Origin of the sequence: Pseudoduganella namucuonensis (genome assembly GCF_900116645.1) — a bacterium.
GTDB classification, from domain to species: Bacteria; Pseudomonadota; Gammaproteobacteria; order Burkholderiales; family Burkholderiaceae_D; genus Rugamonas; species Rugamonas namucuonensis.
Genome location: NZ_FPBO01000033.1, coordinates 35,238 through 59,956 on the forward strand (window position 1 = coordinate 35,238; position 24,719 = coordinate 59,956).

Annotated in this window: 19 protein-coding genes; 7 read left to right on the forward strand and 12 right to left on the reverse strand. The window is 68.4% G+C overall.

Annotated elements, in window-relative coordinates; translation table 11 throughout:
- Positions 1-25 precede the first annotated feature (25 nt).
- From BM436_RS27130 to BM436_RS27155, 6 genes are all read right to left on the reverse strand, one after another.
- On the reverse strand, positions 26-754 hold the full coding sequence (locus tag BM436_RS27130; RefSeq protein ID WP_093558656.1) for an amino acid ABC transporter ATP-binding protein: 729 nt from the start codon (positions 752-754) through the stop codon (positions 26-28).
- Between the two features lie 94 nt (positions 755-848).
- Positions 849-1,535 carry an amino acid ABC transporter permease gene (locus BM436_RS27135; RefSeq protein ID WP_093558657.1) on the reverse strand — a complete coding sequence of 229 codons (687 nt, stop codon included), beginning with the start codon at positions 1,533-1,535 and terminating at the stop codon, positions 849-851.
- 1 nt (position 1,536) lies between these two features.
- Positions 1,537-2,286 (reverse strand): amino acid ABC transporter permease, encoded by a 750-nt coding sequence (locus BM436_RS27140; protein WP_093558658.1) that lies wholly within the window; start codon positions 2,284-2,286, stop codon positions 1,537-1,539.
- A gap of 74 nt (positions 2,287-2,360) precedes the next feature.
- Positions 2,361-3,296: a transporter substrate-binding domain-containing protein gene (locus tag BM436_RS27145; protein WP_229490787.1), complete on the reverse strand. Its 936-nt coding sequence runs from the start codon at positions 3,294-3,296 to the stop codon at positions 2,361-2,363.
- A 109-nt stretch (positions 3,297-3,405) separates the two neighbouring features.
- A complete protein-coding gene (locus tag BM436_RS27150) occupies positions 3,406-4,401 on the reverse strand; it encodes a porin (RefSeq protein ID WP_093558660.1) in 996 nt (331 codons plus the stop codon).
- Positions 4,402-4,534: 133 nt separating this feature from the next.
- Positions 4,535-4,792 carry a LysR family transcriptional regulator gene (locus tag BM436_RS27155; protein ID WP_093558661.1) on the reverse strand — a complete coding sequence of 86 codons (258 nt, stop codon included), beginning with the start codon at positions 4,790-4,792 and terminating at the stop codon, positions 4,535-4,537.
- 352 nt (positions 4,793-5,144) lie between these two features.
- On the opposite strand from BM436_RS27155, the gene BM436_RS27160 reads away from it, so the two are divergent.
- The gene (locus BM436_RS27160; RefSeq protein ID WP_143133318.1) at positions 5,145-6,998 is read left to right on the forward strand and encodes an ATP-binding protein; all 1,854 of its coding nucleotides are present in this window, start codon (positions 5,145-5,147) and stop codon (positions 6,996-6,998) included.
- Entirely contained in the window at positions 6,991-8,340 is a 1,350-nt protein-coding gene (locus BM436_RS27165) for a sigma-54-dependent transcriptional regulator (protein ID WP_093558663.1), read from the forward strand. The genes BM436_RS27160 and BM436_RS27165 overlap by 8 nt, the downstream gene beginning before the upstream one ends.
- A 16-nt stretch (positions 8,341-8,356) precedes the next feature.
- On the opposite strand, the gene BM436_RS27170 is transcribed toward BM436_RS27165, so the two are convergent.
- From BM436_RS27170 to BM436_RS27185, 4 genes are all read right to left on the reverse strand, one after another.
- On the reverse strand, positions 8,357-9,271 hold the full coding sequence (locus tag BM436_RS27170) for an amino acid ABC transporter substrate-binding protein (protein ID WP_218164934.1): 915 nt from the start codon (positions 9,269-9,271) through the stop codon (positions 8,357-8,359).
- A 19-nt stretch (positions 9,272-9,290) separates the two neighbouring features.
- Positions 9,291-10,955, reverse strand: coding sequence for a methyl-accepting chemotaxis protein (locus BM436_RS27175; RefSeq protein WP_093558664.1), 1,665 nt, complete (start codon positions 10,953-10,955; stop codon positions 9,291-9,293).
- A 118-nt stretch (positions 10,956-11,073) separates the two neighbouring features.
- Positions 11,074-12,483 (reverse strand): branched-chain amino acid transporter BcaP, encoded by a 1,410-nt coding sequence (bcaP, locus tag BM436_RS27180; RefSeq protein ID WP_093558665.1) that lies wholly within the window; start codon positions 12,481-12,483, stop codon positions 11,074-11,076.
- A gap of 48 nt (positions 12,484-12,531) precedes the next feature.
- The gene (locus BM436_RS27185; protein WP_093558666.1) at positions 12,532-15,015 is read right to left on the reverse strand and encodes a TonB-dependent receptor plug domain-containing protein; all 2,484 of its coding nucleotides are present in this window, start codon (positions 15,013-15,015) and stop codon (positions 12,532-12,534) included.
- Positions 15,016-15,286: 271 nt separating this feature from the next.
- On the opposite strand from BM436_RS27185, the gene msrA reads away from it, so the two are divergent.
- The 4 genes from msrA to BM436_RS27205 all read left to right on the forward strand — a co-directional run bounded on the left by msrA (position 15,287) and on the right by BM436_RS27205 (position 19,161).
- A complete protein-coding gene (gene msrA / locus BM436_RS27190) occupies positions 15,287-15,793 on the forward strand; it encodes a peptide-methionine (S)-S-oxide reductase MsrA (protein ID WP_093558667.1) in 507 nt (168 codons plus the stop codon).
- Positions 15,794-15,901: 108 nt separating this feature from the next.
- On the forward strand, positions 15,902-16,912 hold the full coding sequence (locus tag BM436_RS27195) for a glycoside hydrolase family 43 protein (protein WP_093558668.1): 1,011 nt from the start codon (positions 15,902-15,904) through the stop codon (positions 16,910-16,912).
- Between the two features lie 208 nt (positions 16,913-17,120).
- Positions 17,121-18,533 carry an ATP-binding protein gene (locus tag BM436_RS27200; RefSeq protein WP_093558669.1) on the forward strand — a complete coding sequence of 471 codons (1,413 nt, stop codon included), beginning with the start codon at positions 17,121-17,123 and terminating at the stop codon, positions 18,531-18,533.
- Positions 18,526-19,161 carry a response regulator gene (locus BM436_RS27205; RefSeq protein WP_093558670.1) on the forward strand — a complete coding sequence of 212 codons (636 nt, stop codon included), beginning with the start codon at positions 18,526-18,528 and terminating at the stop codon, positions 19,159-19,161. The genes BM436_RS27200 and BM436_RS27205 overlap by 8 nt, the downstream gene beginning before the upstream one ends.
- Here BM436_RS27205 and BM436_RS27210 read toward each other — a convergent pair.
- The gene (locus tag BM436_RS27210; protein ID WP_229490779.1) at positions 19,158-19,682 is read right to left on the reverse strand and encodes a cupin domain-containing protein; all 525 of its coding nucleotides are present in this window, start codon (positions 19,680-19,682) and stop codon (positions 19,158-19,160) included. The two genes, BM436_RS27205 and BM436_RS27210, sit on opposite strands and share 4 nt — an antisense overlap.
- 230 nt (positions 19,683-19,912) lie before the next feature.
- Between BM436_RS27210 and BM436_RS27215 the strand changes: the two genes are divergently transcribed.
- The gene (locus tag BM436_RS27215; RefSeq protein WP_229490781.1) at positions 19,913-21,991 is read left to right on the forward strand and encodes a 4Fe-4S binding protein; all 2,079 of its coding nucleotides are present in this window, start codon (positions 19,913-19,915) and stop codon (positions 21,989-21,991) included.
- Positions 21,992-22,073: 82 nt separating this feature from the next.
- Here the strand turns inward: BM436_RS27215 and BM436_RS27220 are convergent, their stop codons facing one another.
- Complete coding sequence (locus BM436_RS27220) at positions 22,074-24,641, reverse strand: TonB-dependent siderophore receptor (protein ID WP_093558673.1); 2,568 nt, start codon at positions 24,639-24,641, stop codon at positions 22,074-22,076.
- Between the last annotated feature and the right edge of the window lie 78 nt (positions 24,642-24,719).

Here is a 24,719-nt window from a genome sequence, read left to right on the forward strand (position 1 = left end):
GGGAGGGGCCTAGGCCCCTCCGCCCTCAGTGCGTGATGATCTTGGCCAGGAAATCGCGCGCGCGGTCCGAGCGCGGGGTGCCGAAGAAGGCGTCCTTGCTGCAATCCTCGATCACCTTGCCCCGGTCCATGAACACGATGCGGTTGGCCACGCGCTTGGCGAAGCCCATCTCGTGGGTGACCACCATCATGGTCATGCCCTCCTGCGCCAGGCCGACCATCACGTCCAGCACCTCGTTGATCATCTCCGGGTCCAGCGCCGATGTCGGCTCGTCGAACAGCATGGCGATCGGGTCCATCGACAGGGCGCGGGCGATGGCCACGCGCTGCTGCTGGCCGCCGGACAGCTGGCCGGGGAACTTGTCCTGCTGCGCCAGCAGGCCGACCCGGTCCAGGTACTTCAGGCCCTTGGCGTTGGCCTCGTCGGCGCCGCGCTTGAGGACCTTGATCTGGCCCAGCGTCAGGTTCTCGCGTATCGTCAGATGCGGGAACAGCTCGAAGTTCTGGAACACCATGCCGATGCGCGCGCGCAGCTTGGACAGGTCGGTCTTCGGGTCGCCCACCGCCACGCCGTCGACCGTGATGCCGCCGCTCTGGAACGGCTCCAGCCCGTTGACGGTCTTGATCAGCGTCGACTTGCCGGAGCCGGACGGGCCGCAGATCACCATCACGTCGCCCTTGCCCACTTTCGTGCTGCACTCGGTGAGCACCTGGAACTGGCCGTACCATTTGCTGATTTCTTTTAATTCGATCATTTTTCTCTCCCTATTGGAAGCGAGCTGAGCCCCATTTGGGGCCAGGCCCCAAATGGGGCTCAGCTCGCTTATGTTGATGCGCTCTTGGCGATGGTTAGCGGATGATGGCGACCCGCTGGTGCAGGCGCTTGACCAGCGCGGACAGCGCGAAGCACAGGACGAAGTACACCACCGCCACGAAGCTGTACATCTCGACCAGCCGGCCGTCGCGCTGGGCGACCTTGCTGGCGGCGCCGACGAAGTCCGGAATCGACAGCACGTACACCAGCGACACGTCCTGGAACAGCACGATGGTCTGCGTCAGCAGCACCGGTATCATGTTGCGGAAGGCCTGCGGCAGGATCACGTTGGCCATGGTCTGCCAGTAGTTCATGCCCAGCGCCTGGGCGGCCCAGACCTGGCCGCGCGGGATGGACTGTATGCCGCTGCGCATGATCTCGCAGTAGTAGGCCGCCTCGAACATGATGAAGGTGATCAGCGCCGACGGGAACGCGCCCACCTGCACCGGCTCCTGCGCGCCGATGGCCCAGGCCGCGATGTAGGGCACCAGGAAGTAGAACCAGAAGATCACCAGCACCAGCGGGATCGAGCGGATCAGGTTGACGTAGCCGGTGGCGAACAGCGCCACCGAGCGGTGCCGCGACAGGCGCATCATGGCCAGCAGCGTGCCGACCACGATGCCGCCGGCCATGGACAGCGCCGTCAGCTTCAGCGTGAACGCCATCCCGGTCTGGAACAGGTACAGCCACGAGCGGGAAATCACATCGAAATCGAAATCCATGTCAGTGCCCCCCCGCCGAGCCGCCGGCCACGATGAAGCCCGGGATGGCGACCTTCTTCTCTATCCTGTGCATCAGGAACACCACGCAGACGTTGACCAGCACGTAGATCAGCGTGGCGGCCGAGAAGGCCTCGAACACCTGGAACGAGAACTCCTGGATCGCCCGCGCGCGCGCCGTCAGCTCCATCAGCCCGATGGTCAGCGCCACCGAACTGTTCTTGACGATGTTGAGGAACTCGCTGGTCAGCGGCGGCAGGATCACGCGGCCGGCCATCGGCAGCAGCACGTGGCGGTAGGTCTGCGGCAGCGTCAGGCCCAGCGCGGTGCCGGCCATGCGCTGCCCGCGCGGCAGTGCGGCGATGCCGGCCGACACCTGCACCGCCACCCGCGACGAGGTGAAGAAGCCCAGGCACAGCACCGCCGTGACGAAGGGCGCGTTCGGCAGCGCCTTGATGGCGTCGCCCAGGGCCCGCGGCAGCACTTCCGGCATCACGAAATACCAGAGGAACATCTGCACCAGCAGCGGTATGTTGCGGAACAGTTCGACGTAGCCGTTGGCCAGGCGCACCGCCCATTTGTTGGGCATGGTGCGCACGGTGCCGATCGCCAGTCCCAGCGCCAGCGCCATCAACCAGGCCGTCAGCGAGGTCGCCAGCGTCCAGGCCAGGCCGGACCATAGGGTATCGAGATAGGTGCCGGAACCATCGGGGGCGATGTCCCAGAAGATGTGCCAGTTCCAGTGGTAGTTCATGCGTATTCCTTCCTGAGTGGTTCAGGCGGGCCCGGGGCCGCCGATGGCGCCTCCGGGCGGGCCGCCTTGTTTTTTTATTTTTTCTTGGTCGCGGCCTTTTGCGCCTCGGGCACGGCCGCGTAGTCGGCCGGGTTGCCCGAATCGGTCGGCTTGGCCAGCGCCGCCTCCAGCTGCGGCGGCATCGGGAAGCGCAGGTTGATGCCCTTCGGCGGGATCGGCGACATGAACCACTTGTGGTACAGGCGCTGCATGTCCTCGCGCGACTTGTAGAAGCGGATCAGGGCCTCGTCGACCGCCTTCTTGAAGGCCGCGTCGTCCTTGCGCAGCATGATGCCGTAGGGCTCGACCGACAGCGCCTCGCTGGTGATCTCGTAGTCGCCCGGCGCCTTGGCGTTGGCGCGCTGCGACGCCAGCAGGATGTCGTCGTTGGCCTCGGCCACCGCGCGGCCGGTTTCCACCATCAGGAACGATTCAGGGTGGTCCTTGCCGACCAGGATGGTCATGCCCAGGTTCTGCTCGTTGTTCAGTATGGTCATCTGCTTCAGCGTCGAGGTGCCGGCCGTGGCCACCAGCGTCTTGCCCTTCATGTCCGCCAGCGTCTTGATGTTGGCCGACTTCTTGGCCAGCAGGCGGTTGGCGATCACGAACATGGTGGGCGCGAAGGCCACCTGCTGCTGGCGTTCCAGGTTGTTGGTGGTGGAGCCGCATTCCAGGTCGATGGTGCCGTTCGCCATCAGCGGGATGCGGTTGGCCGAGGTGACGGGATTCATCGTCACCTTCAGCTCGCCCATGCCCAGCTGCTTCTGCAGCGCCGACACCACCTTCATGCACAGGTCGATCGAATAGCCCTGGTATTGCTGCTGGTCGTCCAGGTAGGAGAACGGGATGGAGCCGTCGCGCACGCCCAGCGTGATGGCGCCGGTCCTCTTGATCTTGGCCAGGGTGCCGGTCAATTCCTGCGCTTGGGCGGCGCCGGCGGGCACGAAGGCGTTGAACAGGGCCGCGCTCATCAGCGCCACTACGGTTTTCGGAAAGGTCATTTGATGCACTCCATGTGGGCCGCCGGCGCCGCCGGCGGCGATTAATCAGCTTGGATAAATCAGCTTGGCCGGGCCAGGCTTAGAAGCAGTGGCGCACGCCGAGGTTCAGGCCGGTCTTGCCGGTGCCGTCGCCGGTGGCGTTGCCGACCTTGAAGGTGGCGCCGTTGCGGTTGGAGATGCGCGCGTAGGCGGCGTACAGGTCGGTGCGCTTGGACAGCGAGTAGGTGTAGCCCACGCCCCATTGGCTGGCGTCCCGGTTGGCCGCCGTGTCGTCGTCGCGGCGGATGTAGGAGGCGAACACCTTGCTGGCGCCGCCGAAGGGCACGCTCACGCCGAGCAGCAGGTCGGTGCTGTCGGCGCCGCCCAGGCCGCGGTTCCATGCGTAGCCGAGGTTGCCCTCGACGACGCCGACGCGGTACTTCGCCGCCAGCAGCGTGTTGGCCGCATGGTCGGTGGCGGTGGCGTTCTGCAGCTGGTGCCAGCTGAGCGCCACGGTCAGCGGGCCGTTGGCGTAGGACACGGCGGTGCTGTAGGCGCGGTTGCGGGCGCTGTCGCCCGGCGTCTCGCCAAAGCCGACCGCCAGCTCGGCGACAAGGCCGCGCAGGTTGGGCGACGCGTACTGGACCATGTTGTTGAGCCGCGTGTTGTTCGCCATGATGTTGTCGGCGCGTCCGGCCCAGCCGGTGGAGAACGGGTCGGCCACATCGCGCAGGGCGCGGTAGTAGGGCGAAGTCTGGCGGCCCAGGGTGACCGTGCCCAGCTGGTTGGCCAGGCCGACATAGGCCTGGCGGCCGAACAGCAGCCCGCCCTGCGCGGCGGCGCCGGTGTCGATGTTGTAGCCGTTCTCGATGACGAACAGCGCGACCGTGCCGCCGCCCAGGTCTTCCTTGCCCTTGAAGCCGATGCGCGAGCCGGAGCCGACGCCGCTGGCCAGCGCCGTGACGCCGCCGGCGGGTCCGCCCGTTTCGCGCACCAAACCGGCATCGGCCACGCCGTAGATGGCGATGTTCGATTGCGCCACGGCGGAACCGGACAGCAGGCCGAGCGTGGCGATGGCGATAATAGCTTTGTTCATTTATTCTCCCTTTGGATTGGTGGTTTATTTACTCTTATTGGCGAAATGGCGGTATATGCGCCATATCGGTCGGCTTTATTCAAAGCCCGCCGCGACCGCTAAAGAAAATACCCGGACCGAATAAGGCGTGGCCCTATTCATTCCCCAGGCCATTCCTGAATTGATTCAACTGCTTGACGAGATTGATGGCGATGCCGTGGAAATGGCGCCCCGCCGGCGTAAGCGTCGGGGGCATGGAACTGCGGTCGACCAATTCGGTTCCCAGCCAGGTTTCCAGCGATTGGATACGCCGGCTGAACGCCGACTGGCTAGAATGCCGCGCGCTGGCCGATCGCGAGAAACTGCGCGTATCGGCCAGACAGATAAAGTCCTCAACCCACTTCGTATCCATAAAGTCGCTCCCGGTTGGTATTGGTTGGCGGCGTTCCATCCGCTCTACCCTTTACTTCAGCACATTGCGTGCCAGAAACGACCAATGCCTTGAAATCACGCCACCCCATTGATTCAAAAGGATTTTTACCGGTCCATGCGCGCCCGCTCCGCCATGGTCGTGTGGACTTCCACACTTTGCCCGCCGGCGCGGTATGGAAATCGATACGCCGTCCGGAGCGCCGCCGAAATTGGTGGTGCGATTGTTGTCGCCGGGGTATAGTTGAGCGCTGCGCCGGGCGAATGCAGCCATTCCCCCACGGCCGGAATAGATTTGAATTCAACACAGCATTGCCGAGACCGAATTGCGCACCATGAGAAAAGTTTTCGCTTCCCGCTCCTTGCTTTGGCCGGGCGCATGGCTGCTGATATTGACCGCGGGCGCCGCCGGCGTCTTATTGGCTTATTCGCTGAGCGCGCGCCACGGTTATGCCCAGCTCAATAACGTGCTGGCGCAGCAATTGGATTTGTACGCCGCCGCGCTGGAAAGCGAATTGGGAAAGCATGAATATCTGCCCGGCATAGTCGGCTTCGACAACGACGTGCAGGCGCTGCTGCGGACGCCCGGCGACCGGGGCCTGGCCGACGTGGCGAGCAGGAAGCTGGCGCGGCAGAACGTGCGGGCCGGCTCGCTCAGCATCTTTGTCACCGACCGCGGCGGCGTGGTGCGCGCGGCCAGCAACTGGTACCAGCCGGCCAGCCTGGTCGGCCAGAGCCACGCCGACCTGCCCTACTTCGCCGAGGCCATCAAGGGCGGCCAGGCGCGCTACTTTTCGCGCAGCGCCACGCGCGACGCGCCGGAATACTTCTTCGCCCAGCCCGTCCGCCAGAACGGCGTGGTGGCCGGCGTCGCGGTGGTGCAGGTCAGCCTCGATCCCATCGAATCGACGTGGATCGCGCTCGCCTCGCAATCGAGCCACGACGCCTTCCTGGTGCTCGACGAGAACGACATGGTGGTCATCGCCTCCTCGCCCGCGTGGCACAACCGCAGGCTGGGACGGCTCTCGGCGGTGCTGGACGCCGGTTCCGGGCGCGCCGCGCCGGCCACGGCCAGCGCGCCGGGCGAGGACGTCACGGGGCACGGCGATGGCCTGATCCGCTGGCCCGGCCTGAACCCGGCCGCGCCGCACACCATGTACATGGCCCAGAACCGCATCCTCACGCGCCAGGGCTGGCGCCTGGTGACGCTCACCAGCGCCTCCGACGTGACGCTGGACGCGCTGCGCAACGCCGTGGGCGCCGCCGTGCTGGTGGCCTTCGCCGGCCTGCTCGGCATGTACCTGGCGCTGCGCCGGCGCGCCATCGCCAGCGGCCTGCGCGCGCGCGCCGCGCTGCAGCGCGCCCACGACGAGCTGGAACAGCGCATCGTCCAGCGCACGGCGGAACTGCACGAGATGAACCGGGAACTGATGCGCGAGGTCCGCGAGCGCCAGCACGCCGAGGAGGTGCTGCGCGCCTCGCAGGACGAGCTGGTGCACGCCAGCAAGCTGGCCCTGCTGGGGCAGATGTCGGCCGGTATCACGCACGAGATCAGCCAGCCTTTGACGGCGTTGCGCGCGCTGTCCTTCAACACCCAGCTGCTGCTGAAGCGGGGCGAGGCCGGCCGCGTCGAGCGCAACCTGCAGTCGATCACCGACCTCACCGAGCGCATGGGCAAGCTCACCGAGCAGTTGAAGTCCTTCTCGCGCAAGGCGCCGCTGACGCTGGGCTCCTTCCCGCTGGCCAGCGCCGTGGACAACACGCTGCTGTTGCTGGACAACCGCCTGCGCACCGCCCGGGTCGAGGTGCGGGTGGACATCGCCGAGCCCTTGCGCGCGCTGTGCGACGGCGGCCGGCTGGAACAGGTGCTGATCAACCTGTGCGCGAACGCCATCGACGCCATGCAGGGCGCGCCGGTGCGCACCCTGTCGATACGGGTCTGGCGCGCGGGCGACAAAGCCTGGATCCGCGTCGGCGACACCGGCGCCGGCATACCGGAGGCGGTGCACGCGCGCCTGTTCGAACCCTTCTTCAGCACCAAGCCGTCCGGCCAGGGCCTGGGCCTGGGCCTGGCCATCTCGGCCGACCTGGTGCGCGAATTCGGCGGCGCCCTGCGCGCCTTCAACACCGGGGGCGGCGCCGCCTTCGAGTTCGAGCTCAATATTTCAGAGGAAAGCAGCCATGTTTGACGGATTCAAAATCTTGTTTGTCGAGGACGACCCGGCGGTGCGCAGCAGCGTCGCCGAAACGCTGGAGCTGGCCGGCTTCGCGGTGGCCTCCTTCGAGTCGGCCGAGCGCGCGCTGCCGCACATCGTGCCCGGCTTCGCCGGCATCGTCATCAGCGACGTGCGCCTGCCCAGGATGGACGGTTTCGGCCTGCTCGAGCGGGTCGGCGCGATCGACGCCACCATCCCCATGATCATGGTCACCGGCCACGGCGACGTGTCGATGGCGGTGCAGGCGATGCGCCTGGGCGCCTACGACTTCATCGAAAAACCCTTCGCCATGGAGCGCCTGGTCACCGTGGCGGGACGCGCCATGGAGAAGAGCGCGCTGCGCATCGAGGTGGACACGCTGCGCCGCCAGTTGCAGCACCAGGCCGGCATCGAGGCCACGCTGCTGGGCAACTCGCCGGCGATGCGGGAGGTGCGGCGCCAGATCATCAACCTGGCCGACACCTCGGCCGACGTGCTGGTGTTCGGCGAGACCGGCACCGGCAAGGAGGTGGTGGCGCGCTGCCTGCACGACCACAGCGTGCGCCGCCAGGCCAATTTCGTGGCCATCAATTGCGGCGGCCTGCCGGAGAACCTGTTCGAGAGCGAGATCTTCGGCCACGTGGCGGGCGCCTTCACCAACGCCAGCAAGCGCCGCATAGGCAAGATCGAGCACGCCCACGGCGGCACCCTGCTGCTCGACGAGATCGAGAGCATGCCGATGGGCTTCCAGGTGAAGCTGCTGCGCGCGCTGCAGGAGCGCAAGATCGAGCGCCTGGGATCGAACGAGCAGGTGCCGGTGGACATCCGCATCGTGGCGGCCACCAAGTGCGACCTGAAGGAGCTGAGCGCGCAGCAGAAGTTCCGCGCCGACCTGTATTACCGGCTCAACGTCGCCACCTTGCTGCTGCCGCCGCTGCGCGACCGCCGCGAGGACATACCCATGCTGTTCGAGCAGTTCCTGCTGCAGGCGGCGGCGCGCTACGGCCGCGCCGTGCCCGCGCTGCAGGCCGACACCGTGCGCGCGCTGATGGCGCGCGACTGGCCGGGCAATGTGCGCGAGCTGCGCAACGCGGCCGACCGCTATGTGCTCGGCCTGCCCGGCGCGCAGGACGACGCGGCCGCCCCGCCGGCCACGCTGGCCCAGCAGATGGACATGATAGAGAAGTCGCTGATCGAGCAGGCCCTGAGGCAGCACCAGGGCCGCCCGCTGCCGGTGTGCGACGCGCTGGGCATCGGCAAGAAGACGCTGTACGACAAGCTGCACCGGCACGGCATCGCCATCGACGAGTACCGGCCGGCCGCCGGGGAGGCGTGATCCCCGGCGGGGCCCGTCAGCGGTAGGCCGCCGGGTCGGCCGAGTCGGTGGGCGCGGACAGCAGTTTCTTCAGCGCCGGGCTCATCGGCAGGTTGAGCAGGATCTGCTTGGGCGGGATCGGCGTCAGGAACCACTTGCGGTAGAGTTGCGTGATCGCGCCCGAGCGGTACAGGCCGACGATGGCGTCGTCCACCAGCTTCTTGAAGACCGGGTCGTCCTTGCGCAGCACGATGCCGTAGGGCTCGACCGACATGTCGGCGTGGTAGATCAGGTAGTCCTGCGGATTGCGGGCGTCGGCCACCAGGCCGTAGAGCAGCGCGTCGTCCATCGCGAAGGCGGCGGCGCGGTCGGTCTCGAGCAGGTTGAAGGAATCGACGTTGTCCTTGGCGGTGATGACGCGCAGCTCCAGGCCCAGCGCGCGGTTCAGCTCCAGCAGGCCCTTGACCGGCGTGCCGCCGGCGGTGGACACCACGGTCTGCCCGCGCAGCTGCGCCAGCGAATTGAAGCCGTTGGCCTTTTTCGTCACCAGGCTGTTCGAGGCCACGAAGGTGGTCACGGAGAACGCCACCTCCCGCTGCCGCTCCACCGTGTTGGTGGTGCTGCCGCATTCCAGGTCGATGATGCCGTTGGCCACCAGCGCCATGCGGCTGGCCGACGTCGCCGGCCGGTACACCACCTCGATGTCGGGCTGCTTCAGCCGGGCGCGCACCGCGTCCACCACGTGCAGGCAGATGTCGATCGAATAACCGATCGGGCGCTGCTTGTCGAGATAGGAGAACGGTATCGACTTGTCGCGGAAGCCGATCGTGACCAGGCCCGTCTCCGCGATCTTCCTCAGCGTGGGCGACTCCTGCGCCGCCGCCTCGCGCGCCGCGGGCCCCAGCGCCAGCGCGGCGCACACCGATAACAAATGTATGATCTTCAGCTTCATTTTCATGCGCCATCCGTACTCATTGTTGAAGGGCGGCCGCGGCCGCCCACGCGCCGGCCCCGCGCCGGTCCCCGGTTCGTGGCGCGGCGCGCGCCGGAGCCGGCCCGGATCCAGGCCCCGGCCCGGGCTCCGCCAGCCGGAACACGCTGATGGTGCGCGCCAGCGCCTGCGCCTGGTCCTGCAGGCTGTCCGCCGCCGCCGCGGCCTGTTCGACCAGGGCGGCGTTTTGCTGCGTCATGCCGTCTATCCGCGTGACCACCTGGTTGACCTCCCCGATGCCGCGGCTTTGCCGCGCGCTGGCCTCGGAGATGTCGCGCATGATGTCGGCCACCGCGCGCACCGAGCCGACGATGTCGTCCATCGCCAGGCCGGCGTCGTCGACCAGCCTGCCGCCACGGTCCACCTGGCGCACCGAGTCGTCGATCAAGGCCTTGATCTCCCTGGCCGCCTCGGCGCTGCGCTGGGCCAGGCCGCGCACCTCGCCCGCCACCACCGCGAAGCCCCTGCCCTGCGCCCCCGCGCGGGCCGCCTCCACCGCCGCGTTCAACGCCAGCAGGTTGGTCTGGAAGGCGATGCCGTCGATGACGCCGATGATGTCGGCCATGCGGCGCGAGCACAGCCTGATCGCGCTCATGGTCTCGATCACCTCCGCCACCACCCGCCCGCCCTTGAGCGCCAGCGCCGAGGCGCCCAGCGCCAGCTCGTTGGCGCGCCCGGCGTGCCCGGCGTTCTGGCCGACCATGCCGGTCAGGCCGGCCATCGACCCGGCGGCCGCCTCCAGCGCGCCGGCCTGCTCGGCCGTGCGGGCAGACAGGTCGGCGTTGCCCATCGCGATCTCGCGCGAGGCGACGGCGATGGTCTCGCCGCCGTCCCTGATCTGGCGCACCGCCTCGGCCAGCTGGCGCCGCATCGCCTCCAGTGAACGCAGCAGCTGTCCGGCCTCGTCGACCGCATTGTCGCCGGAGCGCGCGCCCACGTCCAGTGTCAGGTCGCCCCGGGCGATGGCGTCGGCCACGCGGCCGGCGTGTCCCAGCGGCCGGGTGATGCCGCGGGTGATGGCCCAGGCCGTCGCCACGCCCAGCGCCGCCGCCAGGCAGCCGATCGCCAGCATGCCCGCCATGGCGGACCGGTAATGCAGGCGCGAGGCCTCGGCCGCCTCCCTCATGGCCGCCAACTGGTGGTCGGCCAGCGCCGCCAGCGCCGCCATCCATTGCTGGTGCGGGCCGGCCAGGTCCTTCAGCAGCAGCGCCGCGTCGAAGTAATTGCCGGCCGCGGCATGGTCCTGGAACTTGCGCAGCAGCGGGAACAGCACCGCCTGGCGCGCGTCCACCTGGTCCAGCAGCGCCCGCGCCCGGGGCGTGGCGGCCAGGCGCCGCACGGCCTGCGCCGCCCGCGTGTAGCCGGCCAGCGTGGCGGCCAGCTGCGCGCCCTCCTGCGCCGCCTCGGCCGTGTCGGTGGGCGCGCTCAGCTTGCGCAGCGTCAGCGCCAGCGAGCCGCCGGCCTCGCGCATGCCGGTGGCGTGGTTCAGGCCCGCCACCTTGTCGTTGACGATGATGTCGGTCAGTGTCTGCATCTGGCTCATCCGCCAAAGTCCCAGCCCCAGCAGGGCGATGGCACACAGCAGTATGACACCGAAACCCAGGGCCAGGCGCCCCCCTATCCTCAAATTCGTCAACCCGGACATGATCCGCTCCCCGCTAAAGGCGCCAGCCGGGCCTGCACCGGCAAATGCCCCATCATCGCAAACGCGGGCCGGGACGGCCACGCGTATGCAATATTTGCATGTCCGGGGGCCGTCCGCGCTACACCCGGTCCGGCCGGTCCGGCCGCAGCACGGCGTTGCGGCGCGAATAGCCGAAGTACACGGCCAGTCCGATCGCCAGCCAGACGCCGAAGGCGATCCACGTCGTGCGGCCGAGGAAGGTCATCAGGGCCACGCAGAACAGGATGGCCAGCACCGGAACCGCGGGCACGCCCGGGCAGCGGAAGGCGCGGGGCAGGTCGGGCCGGCGCTTGCGCAGCACCAGCACCGCCACCGACACCAGGCAGAACGCGGCCAGCGTGCCGATGTTGATCAGCTCGGCCAGCACGTCCAGCGGGACCAGCGCGGCGATCAGCCCGAACACCAGTCCCACCACCCAGGTCGCGAAGAACGGCGTGCCCAGCCTCGGATGCAAGGTCGACAGGCGCGCCGGCAGCAGGCCGTCGCGCGACATGGCGAAGATGACGCGCGTCTGGCCGTAGGTCATGACCAGGATCACGGTGGTCATGCCGAGGATGGCGCCGAGGTCGACGAAGCCGGCCACCCAGTCCTCCCGCGCGAACTGCAGCGCCAGCGACACCGGGTGGTCGACCCCGGCGAAGCGCCGGAACGGCACGATGCCCGTCATGACCGCCGACACCACCACGTACAGGACGGCGCACACGGCCAGCGAGCCGATGATGCCGATCGGCAGGTCGCGCTCGGGGCGCTTGACCTCCTCCGCCGCCGACGTCACGGCGTCGAAGCCGATGAAGGCGAAGAACACCAGCGCCGCCGCGCTCATGGTCCCGCCCATCCCGAACGGCATGAAGGGCCGCCAGTTGGCCGGCTCGACATGGCGCGCGCCGACCGCGATGAACAGCAGGATCACGGCTATCTTGATGGCCACCATGACGCTGTTCACGCGCGCCGACTCGCGCACGCCCCAGGACAGCATCGCCGTCAGCGCCAGCATGATCAGCAGCGCCGGCAGGTTGAGCAGCGTGCGCACGCCGGGCACCGCGCCCGGCGCGGCCGTCAGTTCGGCCGGCAGGCGCAGGCCGAAGCCGCCGATCAGGGACTGGAAATAGCCGGACCAGCCGACCGACACGGCCGACGTGGCCAGGCCGTATTCGAGCAGCAGGTCCCAGCCTATCATCCACGCCGCCAGCTCGCCCAGGGTGGCGTAGGTGTAGGTGTAGATGGAGCCGGCCACCGGCACCGTCGAGGCGAATTCGGCGTAGCACAGGGCCGCGAAGGCGCAGGCCAGCGCCGCGATCACGAACGACAGGGTGAGCGCCGGCCCGGCGGTCAGCGCGCCGGTGCCGGTCAGCACGAAGATGCCGGTGCCGACGATGGCGCCGATGCCCATCAGGACCAGGTCCACCGGCCCCAATACCTTTTTCAATCCACCGGCGGCGCGGCTTTGCGCCACCATGTGGTCCAGATTCTTGGTGCGGAACAGGCTCATTTTTCAATCCCCATGCGGTTGCGGCGGTCGGTCGGGCGCATTCGCCGCTCAGAACGCGGTGTCGAAGCGGGCGTACATCGAGCGGCCGTTGACGCCTGTCGGGCAGGTTTCCCAGCAGTGCGTGAAGCCCAGTTGCGGGAAGGGGAAGGCCTTGCTCTTGTCCCACTCGGTCGGATAGGTGTCGAACAGGTTGCTCACGCCGAAGGCCACGCTGCTCTTCTTGCTGAAGCTGTAGCGCAGCGAGGTGTCGACCACCCACTTCGCCTCCCAGGTCTGCACGTAGGGGTTGGTGAAGTAGCCGGCCTTGACGGCGCCGAAGTAGTTGGCGCGCGCGTTGACGTTCCAGGCGCCGGCGCTGACGTCGGCGGCCAGCACGTGGTGCTGGCGCGGCTGGCCGTGCTCGATCAGCAGCACCTGCATGTCGTCGAGCATGCGCTCGCTGGAAATGACCGGCGATTGCGAATGGCGCTTCGTCACGGACGTGCGGTTGAAGCCCAGCTGGCCCGACAGGACCACGGTGGCCGCCGCCAGCCTGCTGGTGTGCTCGGCCACGATGTCCAGGCCCTTGGTGCTGGTGTCGACCGCGTTGGTGAAGAACTGCGCCTGGCCCACGCCCAGCGGGTCGAGGATGCGGCGGATCGGGCAGTTCGACAGCGCGGCGTCGCAGCCGGCCGCCGCCTCCGGCGTGATCTCGCTCGAGAACACGATGCGGTCCTTGATGTCGACGCGGTACAGGTCAGCCGTGAGCGACATGTTCTTCGCCGGGCGCAGCACCAGGCCCACGCTGCCGCTCCTGGAGGTCTCCTGCTTCAGCGGGGCGATGCCGAAGGCCTGGGTGACGGCGCTGCCCTGGCGCGCGGTGAGCGTCTCGGTCAGCCGGCCGGCGCCGTCCAGGCTGGTCGACACCGAGCTGTAGAACTCCTGCTGCACACTGGGCGCGCGGAAGCCGGTGGAGACGCTGCCGCGCAGGCCCAGCGTGGGCGCCGGGTCGTAGCGCAGCGACAGCTTGCCGGTGGTGGTGGCGCCGAAGTCCGAATAGCGCTCGTGGCGCGCGGCCGCCGCCACCAGCAGTTGCGGCGTCAGGTTGTGCTCCACGTCCGCGTACAGCGCGATGTTGTGGCGCCCGTCGTCCACGGCGGTGGCCGGCGTGTAGCCGGGGAAGCCCTGGGTGCCGGCGGCGGCGCGGCCGCCGTTCTGGTCCAGGATGACGATGGCCGGGTTGTTGGTCCGGCCGTACTGGTAGGACACGGGGTCGCCGGCGTCGATGCGGTAGTTGTCGGCGCGGTACTCGAAGCCGGTGGCGAAGGCGAACTTGCGGCCGCCCAGTTCGACCGGGCCGCGCAGGTCGGCGTTGAAGGTGGTCTGGTCGAACTTCAGCCCGCCCGTGTAGGCCGACGTGGGCGACTCGGCGTGGATGCCGCCGCCGGGCTTGGGCTCGTACCAGTAGCTGATGTTGATGGTGTTGCGCTCGCGGTAGTCGAAGCCGCTGGCGCCGTGATTGATCGACACGTCGGCCTTCCAGTCGTTGGCCAGGTCGCGCCGGTAGCCGACGGCGAAGGACGCGTCGCGGATGTCGGTGACGATGTTGGGCAGGAAGCCGTTCGGATAGACGGCCGGCACGGTGCGGCCGTCGCCGGCCGAACGGAAGAAGCCGAACGAGTCGCCGCGGCGCTTGGACACGCCGCCGAAGGCGTACAGCTCGCCGGCCTGGTCCAGCGGCAGCGCCGCGTTCCACCAGAGGTAGGCGTCCTTTGTGTTGGAGTCGCCGATGTGCTGGGTCACGCGCGGCGGGTCGACGCGCAGCGAGTCCGGGCCGGCGCGGTTGGTCTCGCCGCGCTTGCGCGCCTCCAGCGACAGGTTGAGGTAGCCGCCGTCGCCGATCGTCCAGCCGCGGTTGACGCTGGCCGAGACGACGCGGCCGTCGCCCTCCGAGGTCTGGCCCACGTCGCCCGACAGTTGGGTCTCGCCGGTCTGCGACTTGAGCACGATGTTGATCACGCCGGCGATCGCGTCCGAACCGTATTGGGCGGCGGCGCCGTCGCGCAGCACCTCGATGTGGTGGATGGCCGACAGCGGGATGGCGTTGATGTCGGTGCCGGCCGAGCCGCGGCCGATGGTTTGCTGCACGTTGAGCAGGGCCTGCTGGTGGCGGCGCTTGCCGTTCACCAGCACCAGCAGCTGGTCCGGCCCGAGCGAGCGCAGCGTGGCCGGGCGGATGCTGTCGGTGCCGTCGCTGACGAAGGTGGTGGAGAAGTTGAACGACGGATCCAGCGTCTGCAGCAGCTTGCCCAGCTCCAGCGGGCCGGCGTTCTGCATGTCCTTCATGCCGATCAGGCCGACCGGGGCGGCGGTGTCGAGCGCCGTCTTGGCGGCGGAGCGGGAACCAACGACGACGACTTTGTCCGCGATGCCCTCGTCGGCCTGCTGCGCGCGCGCCGGCTGCAGCGCCAGCAGCAAGGCGCCCGCGAGCAGGGACAACTGGTATGGGACGCGCGGATGTGGCTTGGCGATGCGGATCTCGATTGCGTTCATGGAATGATCTCTCTTGCGTTAAAAATGGAAATTTATTCTCGTTTTAGCGGTTGCCGCGTCGCGTCCCCGCCCCAATGTGTTCAACAGCGCGAATAATGATAATTCGCAACATCGGCAAAATTATTCCTAAATGCACCCAATTACGGTCAAAATGAGAATTGGCTGTTTCGATTTTCCAGCGATTTCGCCAAAATCATTTCCGCCGTTGCGTTTCGGCGCAAAGGCCGCATGTATGGCGGACCGCGCACCAACATCGAGAAGGGGAATACATATGAGCACCAGCACCGACACCGCCATCCTCGCCGGGGGCTGCTTCTGGGGCATGCAGGACCTGCTGCGGCGCCGTCCCGGCGTGCTCCGCACGCGCGTCGGCTACACCGGCGGCGACGTGCCGAACGCCACTTACCGCGACCACGGCACCCACGCCGAGGCGATCGAGATCGTGTTCGATCCGGCGGTGGTCAGCTACCGCGAGATCCTGGCGTTCTTCTTCCAGATCCACGACCCGACCACGCCCAACCGCCAGGGCAACGACCGCGGCGCCAGCTACCGCTCGGCCATCTTCCACACCGGCGAGGCGCAGCGGCGCGTGGCCGAGGAGACCATCGCCGACGTCGACGCGTCCGGCCTGTGGCCGGGCAAGGTGGTGACGGAACTGGCGCCGGCCGGGCCGTTCTGGGAGGCGGAACCCGAACACCAGGACTACCTGGAACGCCAGCCCAACGGCTACACCTGCCACTTCGTCCGTCCGGGCTGGACGCTGCCGGCGCGGAACTGATACCCGGTTCGATATCGGTAAGGCCAAAAATATCATTGGAGCGTACTCGGATCTCGCCGTACCATCGCGGCGCGACCCCGCATCAAAATGACAAGATGGAGATTCAAGATGATTCAATGGCGAAAACTGGCGGCGGCGACCGGCCGCTGGACACTGACGGGGGCGATCGCCCTGCTGGCCGGCTGCGCCATCCAGCCGCCCGCCGCGCCCGATGAATACGTGTTCGCCTATTTCATCCAGAACGGCGAGGACGGCCTGCACCTGGCCGCCAGCAAGGACGGCTACCAGTGGGACAAGCTCAACGGCGGCGCCAGCTATCTGCAACCGGTGGTGGGCAAATCGAAGCTGATGCGCGACCCCTGCATCGTGCGCGGGCCGGACGGCACCTACCACATGGTGTGGACCTCGGGCTGGAACGAGAACAACATCGGCTACGCCTCGTCCAAGGACCTGGTGAACTGGTCGCCGCAGAAGGAGCTGCCGGTGATGGCGCACGCGCCCGGCGTGCTCAATAGCTGGGCGCCGGAGATCGTCTACGACGACAAGCGCGGCGAGTTCCTGATCTTCTGGTCCTCCACGGTGCCCGGCGCCTTCCCGGAGACGGCCGGCAGCTCGGAGGAGAAATACAACCACCGCATCTACGCCACCACGACGCGCGACTTCGCCACCTTCGCGCCGACCTTCCTGTTCTACGATCCCGGCTTCAGCGTGATCGACGCCAGCTTCGTGCGCAGCAAGCTGGGCGACCTGTGGCTGGTGAAGGACGAGACGCTGAAGCCGCCGAAAAAGTATCTGCAGGCGGCCGCCGCGCCGGACCTGCGCGGCCCGTTCGGCAAGCTGGGCGAGCGGATCAGCCCCGCCGGCGTGTGGGTCGAGGGGCCGACCGGGCTGCAGCTGGGCCAGGACGTGGTGATCTATTACGACGCCTACCAGACCAAGCACTACGGCGCGCTGCGCTCGCGCGACCTGGTGAACTGGGAGGACGTGACGGACAAGATGCGCTTCCCGGACGAGGGCACGCCGGCCCGCATGCGCCACGGCACGGCCATCGCCGTACCCGCCGCGCTGGCCGCCAAGCTGCGGGCCACCACCACCGCGGCCAAGGCCGCCGGCCAGTAAGGCGCGCCCGACGCTTCCCCCCCGGCCAGCCTCCCGCATCGAGGGCCGCCGGGGCGGCACCGTCCAATTCTTGACCACCCGCTGCTCTTTTCTGGAACACCCGCGCCCGCGCGTCGGGGGCGCCGGCCGCGGCGCGGGCGCCCTCAGCCTGGCCCGATACTTGCTGTAACAGCCCCACCATTTTCCGACTCCAGGGGGCTGGAACACCATGCCATACGATCTCCCGGGGAAACCACCCTCCCCGGACCATGCACGCGACGTCAACCTCACATTCCATCTGGCGCTGCGCGTTACGCTATTCGCCATGGCCATCGGCGTCGCCACCACCGCCGTCGTGCTGCACCAGGCCCGCGACCGTATCCGCGCGCACCTCGTCCACAGCGGCGGCACCGTGGCCCGCCTGCTGAGTGCAGAGGCGGCCCTGCCCCGGGGCACGTTCGAGCTGGGATTGGGCGGCATCGAGTCGCGCCTGGCGTCACTGGACGGCGTCAGCGGCCTGCTCGGCGTTTGCGTGGCGGTCGAGGATGTCTATGCGGCGCACCCCGTCCCGCGTCGCTGTTTCGGCGCGGCGTCCGATCCGCCGGCGGCGGTGCGCTGGGCCCTGGCGCGCCTGGTCGGCCCGGAACTGCACTACCGCGGCCAGCTAGGCCAGTACCCGGGATACAAGGCGGGCGAGATCGTCGTGTCGCCCAACCTGGACGAGGAGGCGATGGACCTGTGGCACCGGATACGCACGGTGCTGGGCATGACCGCCGCCATCCTGGCGCTGAACCTGCTCATCTACCTGCCGGTGCGCCGCGCGCTCCGGCCGGCCGACCAGATATTGGCCGTCATCGAACGCGTGGAGGCCGGCGATCTCGACGCCCGCATGCCGCGGCCCGGGCTGGTCGAACTGCGCCGCATCGCCGCCGGCTTCGACCACCTGACCGAGCGCCTGCGCAAGACCATGGCCGACCAGCGCCAGCTGGCCCAGCGTCTGCTCGCGGTGCGCGAGGAGGAGCGCCGCCACCTGGCGCGCGAGCTCCACGACGAATTCGGCCAGTGCCTCGCCTCGATCGGCGCCGAGGCGGCCTTCCTCGCCGGCCAGGCGGGCGGACACCCGCAATTGGCGCCGGCGGCCCGCTCCATCGGGACGATCACCGAGCACATGCTGCTGGCCCTGCAAGGCATCCTGTGCCAATTGCGGCCGCTGGGCCTGGAGGAATTCGGCCTGCGGGCCGGACTCGAGCAACTCGTCGGCGGCTGGCGGCGCCGCGTCCCCGCTTGCGCCTTCGAGCTGTCCATCGAAGGCGGCATCGACGATTTGCCGGACGAGCTGACCGTGAGCCTGTACCGCATCGTCCAGGAAAGCCTGACCAACGCGCTGCGCCATGGCGCGCCCCGCCACGTGGCGGTGCGCCTGGACCGCACGGCGCGCGGCTGCGCCCTGCGCGTGGACGACGACGGTGAAAAGCGCGTCCCCGACAGCGCCGGCAGCGGCCTGGGCGTACTGGGCATGAACGAGCGGGTGGCCGCCCTGGGCGGACGCTTCGCCATCGCCGCGCTGTCGCCGCGGGGAATGCGGGTGCGGGCCGAGTTTCCGGCGCAAGCCATGACGCCATCGGGGAACGATCATGCATGACAAGACGCGCTTGTTGCTGGTGGACGATCACGCGGTGGTGCGCGAGGGCTATCGCCGCCTGCTGGACGCCAGGCCGGACCTGGCGATCGTCGGCGAGGCCGGCACCGCCCGCGAGGCGTTCGAGCAGTACCGGCTGCACGCGCCGGACGTGGTGGTGCTGGACCTGGGCCTGCCGGACATCGGCGGCGTGGAGTTGATACGGCGCCTGGTGCAGCGGGACGCGGGCGCCAGGGTCCTGGTTTTCACCATGCACCGCGAGCCGATTTTCGCCAACCAGGCGCTGCGGGCGGGCGCGCTCGGCTACGTCACCAAGAGCAGCCCGCCCGACGAGCTGGTCGCGGCGGTGTACCGGGTCGCGGCGCGGCGCAACGTCATGAGCCGGGACATCGCGCCCGAGTTCGCGTTCGCGCTGCTTGAACGGTCGGCGGACCCGCTGGCCGAGCTGTCGCCGCGCGAATTCGAGATACTCCGCCTGCTGCTGGACGGCCACAGCTCCGAGGACATCGGCACGCGCTTGTCGATCGCCGCCAAGACCGTGCGCAACTGCCACTACCAGATCAAGGTCAAGCTGGGCGCGCGCTCGGACATCGAACTGACCCGGACCGCCATCCGCCTCGGGCTGATTTAGCGCTGCGCCCGGTACAGCTCCGCCAGCGTCTCGAAGGTGATCGCGCCAACCGGCGCGCCGGCGTCGTCGAGCAGCTCGTAGATCAGTTCGGCGTCGCCCGGCCTGATGCTGAAGAACACGATCGCGTCCTGCTCGCCGCCCCCCTCCCGATGCGGCTCCGCGCTGCCCGGCGACACCGTGTAACTGCCCGCCGGACGAATCTCGCGCAAGGCGCCGTCGGCCTCGTACAAACGGTGCTCCCCCTGCACCACGAAGGTGTGGTTGAGCGCGTGGTGCACGTGCAGGACGATGCGCCCATGGGCCGGCAACTTGAACAGGACGTCGACGACACGGCGCTTTTCATCCACATGAAGAATGCTGTAGTGAAACGCGGGCAGGAACTCGCCAAAACGGTTCCAACGGATGGCGCTGTCGTCGAACGAGCGGATATGCATGGGGTGTCTCCTTGAGGTTGAATGCTTGAGGTTGAATGCCTGGCCAATCGCCGCCGCCATTAAACCTGCCGCGGCGATGTTTTTCACAGGGCATTGCGCCCGACACCGGCCATGCCTTTTGCCCGACGCGGGGGGCGGACGGAACGCGCGCGACGCCGGGTGGATTTCCTCCCCACGCGCGGGCAAGCGTCCCTTTCCCCGGCGCCGCGGCGATCCTAGAATCGGCGTTTCGCTTGGAGGAAACCATGTTTCACACCCTACCGGCGCGCCTGCGATGGGCGCCACGCCCCGGGCCGGGCCGCCGCCTCCTCATGGCGATGTGGGCGTTGCTCGCGCTTGCCGGCGACGCCGCGTGGGCCGGCACGCTCGCCAAGGCGGACATCGAACGCCGCTTCGGACACCCCTATCGGGTGGAGGACAAACTGGCCGACCTGCCCGTCTGGCCCGTCGCCAGCCTGCTGGAGCGCGGCGCGGGCCCAGTCGCCTATGTGTTCGAGTCCATCGACCTCGCGCCCCTGCCGGGCTTCGAGGGCACGCCGATGAATTTCCTCGTGTCGATCGACCGCAAGGGGGAGTTCATCGGGGTCGAACTGCTCGGGCAAAGCGAGCCCGTTTTCACGTTCCGCGACCTGGGCGGGCTGGGCGACAGCCTGCTGCGCGATTTCGTCGCCCAATACGCCGGGCGCAACATTCGGCAGCCCTACCTGATCTCCACCGGCCCGTCCGGCAACCGCAGCGGCCAGGCCGCGCGGCCCGACGGCGTGGCGGTGCTCGACGGCATATCCAAGGCCACCACCTCGGTCCGCATCGTCAACCAGTCCGTGCTCGACGCGGCGGGCAAGGTCGCGCGCGCCAAGCTCGGCTTCGCCGAGCGCAAGGAAGGCGGGCGCGCGGCGCTGGTGCGCGAGGACGTCTACGACCCGGTCGGATTCGCGCAAATGCTCGAGAACGGCATGGTCGGCCGCCTCCAGGTGAGCAACGCGCAGATCGAGAAGATCTTCGCGGGCACGGAAGGCGCCGGCACGGACGAGCTGGCCCTGGCCCGGCCGGGCGCAAGGTTCGCCGACCTCTACATCGCCTACCTGAACGCGCCCACCATCGGCCGCGCCATACTCGGAGACGCCCAGTACCGGGCGGTCATGCGGCGCAATTTCGAACGGCGGCACTTGTGGTGGATCGCGTCGGCGGGCCGCTATCCGATCGTCGCGGACGATTTCATTCCGGGCGCGCCGTCGCCCCGGCTGGCGATGAGCCAGAACGGCACGTTTCTCGAACTGCGGGACCAGGACTACGAGCCGGCCGTCGCGGCCGGCCCGGCGGACCTGAACGCCTCGCGCCTGTTCGGCGTCAACGCCACGGCCGGCATCGATCCGGGCCGGCCTCTTTCGCTGGAGCTGACCGTCACCCGCGCCAAGGGCAGCGTCATGCCGACCCTGGTTTCGAGGAGAATCACACTGAACTATTCACCGCCGGCCAGCCTGTTCGCCTATCCCCCCGGGCCGGCGCCGGACTGGCTGCAGGCGTGGAAGGCGCGCCGGGTCGACCTGGCCGTCGTGGGCCTGGCCCTGGTCCTGCTCGCCGTCGTGCTCGCCAGGCCGCGCTGGATAGCGCTGGAGGCGCGCCGGCTGCGCCTGTTCCGGCTCGGTTTCCTGGGCTTCACGCTGGCGTACATCGGCTGGCACGCGCAAGGGCAACTGTCCGTCGTGCAACTCACCGGCGCGATCAAAACGCTGAAAGCCGGCCATGGCCTGGCCAGCTATTTGTACGATCCGGTTGCGCTGCTGCTCATCGCCTTCACCTCGGTCTCGTTTATCGCGTGGGGGCGCGGCACGTTTTGCGGATGGCTGTGCCCGTTCGGCGCGCTGCAGGAGTTCGTCGGCCTGCTGGCCCGGCGCCTGCGCGTTCCGCGGTTGCGCATCGCGCCGCGCGTCGCCCGCCGCATGGAATCGACGCGCTACCTGGCGCTCGCGGTCCTGGTCGGCGCCGCCTGCCTGTTTCCAAGCCAGGGCGAAACACTCAACGAGGTGGAGCCGTTCAAGACGGCCTTTACGCTCGGCCTCAGCCGTACCTGGCCATTCCTCGCGTACGCGCTGGCCCTGCTGGCCGCCGGCGCATGTTACTACAAGTTTTTCTGCCGCTTCCTGTGCCCCCTGGGCGCCGCCATGTCGCTCGGGGGGAGGTTGCGCCGCCTGGACTGGATAGCGCGCCGCGCGGAATGCGGCAAGCCCTGCCAGCGCTGCGCCGCCGTGTGTCAATACGACGCCATCGAGCCCGGCGGCGCGGTCCGCTACGACGCTTGCTTCCAATGCCTCGAATGCGTCGGCACCTATCATGACGCGCGGCGCTGCGTGCCGGTCATGCTCCATCTGAAAAAGGGACGGAGCCTGGAACGATAGCCGCGCCTCAATAGCTCGCTTGCCGAACCAGGCCGGTGTGCGCCGTCTGGTTCTGCTAGGGACGGACCACCGGCACGGTCGGCTAGAAGCGGTAGCGCAGCGCGAGGCTGGCGGTGCGCGGCGATTCAGGGCGGAACGAGGCCACGCCCGCGGCGCCCACCACCGCGCCAAGGCTGCGCACGTCGGCCAGCGAGCCCTGGTCGATGCCGCCGGATGGCGTGATCTTGTTGAACAGGTTGCTCACGTTCAGGCTCACGCTCAGTTCCGGCGTCCATTCATAGTTCAGGAAGGCGTTCACCAGCTGGCGCCCCTTGACCTTGAAGTTGTTGCCGTTGTTGGACCACACCGCCGTCTGCCCCACCACCACCGCGCCCACCGTGAACGCGCCGGCCGAATAGCGCGGCGCGATGGTGTACAGCCAGTCCGGCGTGCCGCCCGGAACGCTGCCCACCGTGCTGCCGCCGCTGGCCTGCCCCACCAGGTCGCGCGTGATCTTGGCCTTGGTGTAGACCGCGTTGGCGTTGAGGCTGAAGTTGCCGGCGCTCAGCACGCTTTCCAGCTCCAGGCCGTCGGCCTTGTAGCCGATCAGGTTGAGCTTGGGCCCGACCGTGCGGGTCTGGTCATAGTCGTACTCGTTGACGGTGGCGTGGAACACGGTGGCGAACAAGCCGTACTTGCCCCAGTCGGCGCTGCCCCGCAGCTTCGCGCCCAGCTCGCTCTGCTTGACGGTGGCGACGGCGGCCTCCCGCGCGCCTGGCGCCAGGGCGCCCGTTTGCGGGTCGATGTTGGACGAGTACAGCAGACGGTCCGCGATCGCGCGGCCGCCCTCGCTGGTGCGGGCGAACACGCTCAGGTCGCGCGAGACGCGCCAGTTGGCGCCCAGCGAATACGAGGTGTAGCCGACCGTGTAGCCGACCGGCCGTGCGCGGGCCACGTCCGCCACCAGCACGTTGCGTTCCGCCCCGGTGATCCGGCCGTCGCCGTCGACGTCCAGGCCGCCGGGCAGCGTGACCGGCACGGCGTACTTGCCGGAGGCGCGCATGCGGTCGCGGCGCAGGCTGGCGTCGAAGTCGAAGTCGCCCGCCTCCACGCTCAGCGACAGGTAGGGCGCGTCGACCTTGTAGTGCGCGTCCACGTCGCGCGCGCAGCAGCCGCCCCACTGGTTGTTGTAGCCGGTGAGGCCCATGCTGGTGAGCGGATTGCCGGCGGCGTCGCGCACATCGATCAGCGCGCCGTCGCGGCCCACTTCCACCAGGCGCTCGCTGATGGCCCATTGCTGCACCACGTCCTGCCGCGCGTGATACAGGCCGGCGCGGGCGTTCAGCTTGCCGCCCGCCACGCTGAACTTCTTCGACAGGCTGATGTCGTTGGCCAGGTGGTCCATCTCCGGCGCCTGGGTGTTGATGGCGGCGTTGCGCGATATGTAGCCGGTGGCCAGGTTCGCTTGCGTGACGGCCTGTCCGGCGCGGGGGCCGTTCGCGTACACGGCGGAAGTGCCCGCGCCAAAGCCGCCCAGGATGTCCGCCAGCGAGTTGAGGTTCAGGAACTGGGTCTGGAAGGACGAGGCGTTGCGGGACAGCTTGAATTTCTCCTCCAGCGTGAAGCCGTGGGCGAATTCATTGCGCAGTTCCAGGCCGACGGCGCGCGATTTCATCGTGATGCCCTTGCCCAGGCTGGCGGCGCCGATGGCCGTACCGCCCGGCCCCACCACCGGCACCGTGCCGTTGTACACGGAATACACCGCGTCCTTGGCGATATCCAGGCCCGGAATGGCGGAGAAGCCGCCGACCGTGTTGCCGTCGATGGCGGCGAAGGCCGGCATGGAGGTGTAGGTGGGGGCCTTCTCGTCCAGCAGCTTGAAATTGAGCCGCACGTGGCCCTTGCCGCCGTTGAAATCGTGCGTGAGGTTGCCCTTGAGCTGGTAGCCTTCCAGCGCGGTGAAGCCGGTGCGGCGCGGCCCTTCGCCGCTGCGGTAATAGCCGCCCACGTGGTAGCGCAGGTGTTCCGACAGCTTGCCGCCGACGTCGCCGTCCACCCGGGTTTCCTTGTAGTTGAGGCCGCGCGTCACGCCGATGGCGCCGCCCTCCTCCTCCCCGGTCTTGCTGATGAAGTTGATCACCGCGCCGGGCGCGTTGGACGCGAACGTGGAGGCGGAACCGCCGCGCACGGTCTGGATGCGGTCGACATTGGCGTCGTAGCGGATGAAGTAGTCGTTGTTGGCGAAATTCATGTCGCCGAATTCCACCACCGGCAAGCCATCCTCCTGCAACTGCACGTATTTGGAGCCTCCGGACGAGATCGGCAGCCCGCGCACGGTGATGTTCGAGTTGCCGCCGGGGCCGGCCGAACTCTCGGCCCGCACGCCCGGGATCAAGTGCAGCACCTCGGCCTCGCTGCGCGGACCGAAATCGGCGACTTGCTGGCCTTCAACATCCGACACGGAGACGGAACTGCGCATTTTCGACTTGCCCGCCGAACTGGCGGTCACCACCACTGTTTCCAGCCGCAGCGCGTCTTGCGGGGCGGCGGCCGGCTGGTCCTGCTGGGCATGGGCCGGCACGGCGATCAGGGCGGCGAAGGATGAGGATGCGAGCAGCGCGGCAATCGGTTGCAAGCGCAGGGCGGGGCGGCCAAGTGGACAGGTAGTCATGGGGTCTCCGAGTATTGAATTATGATTGGTTCGTGAGCGAACAAATACAGGTTAGCCCGCAAAAACCACAATTGCAAT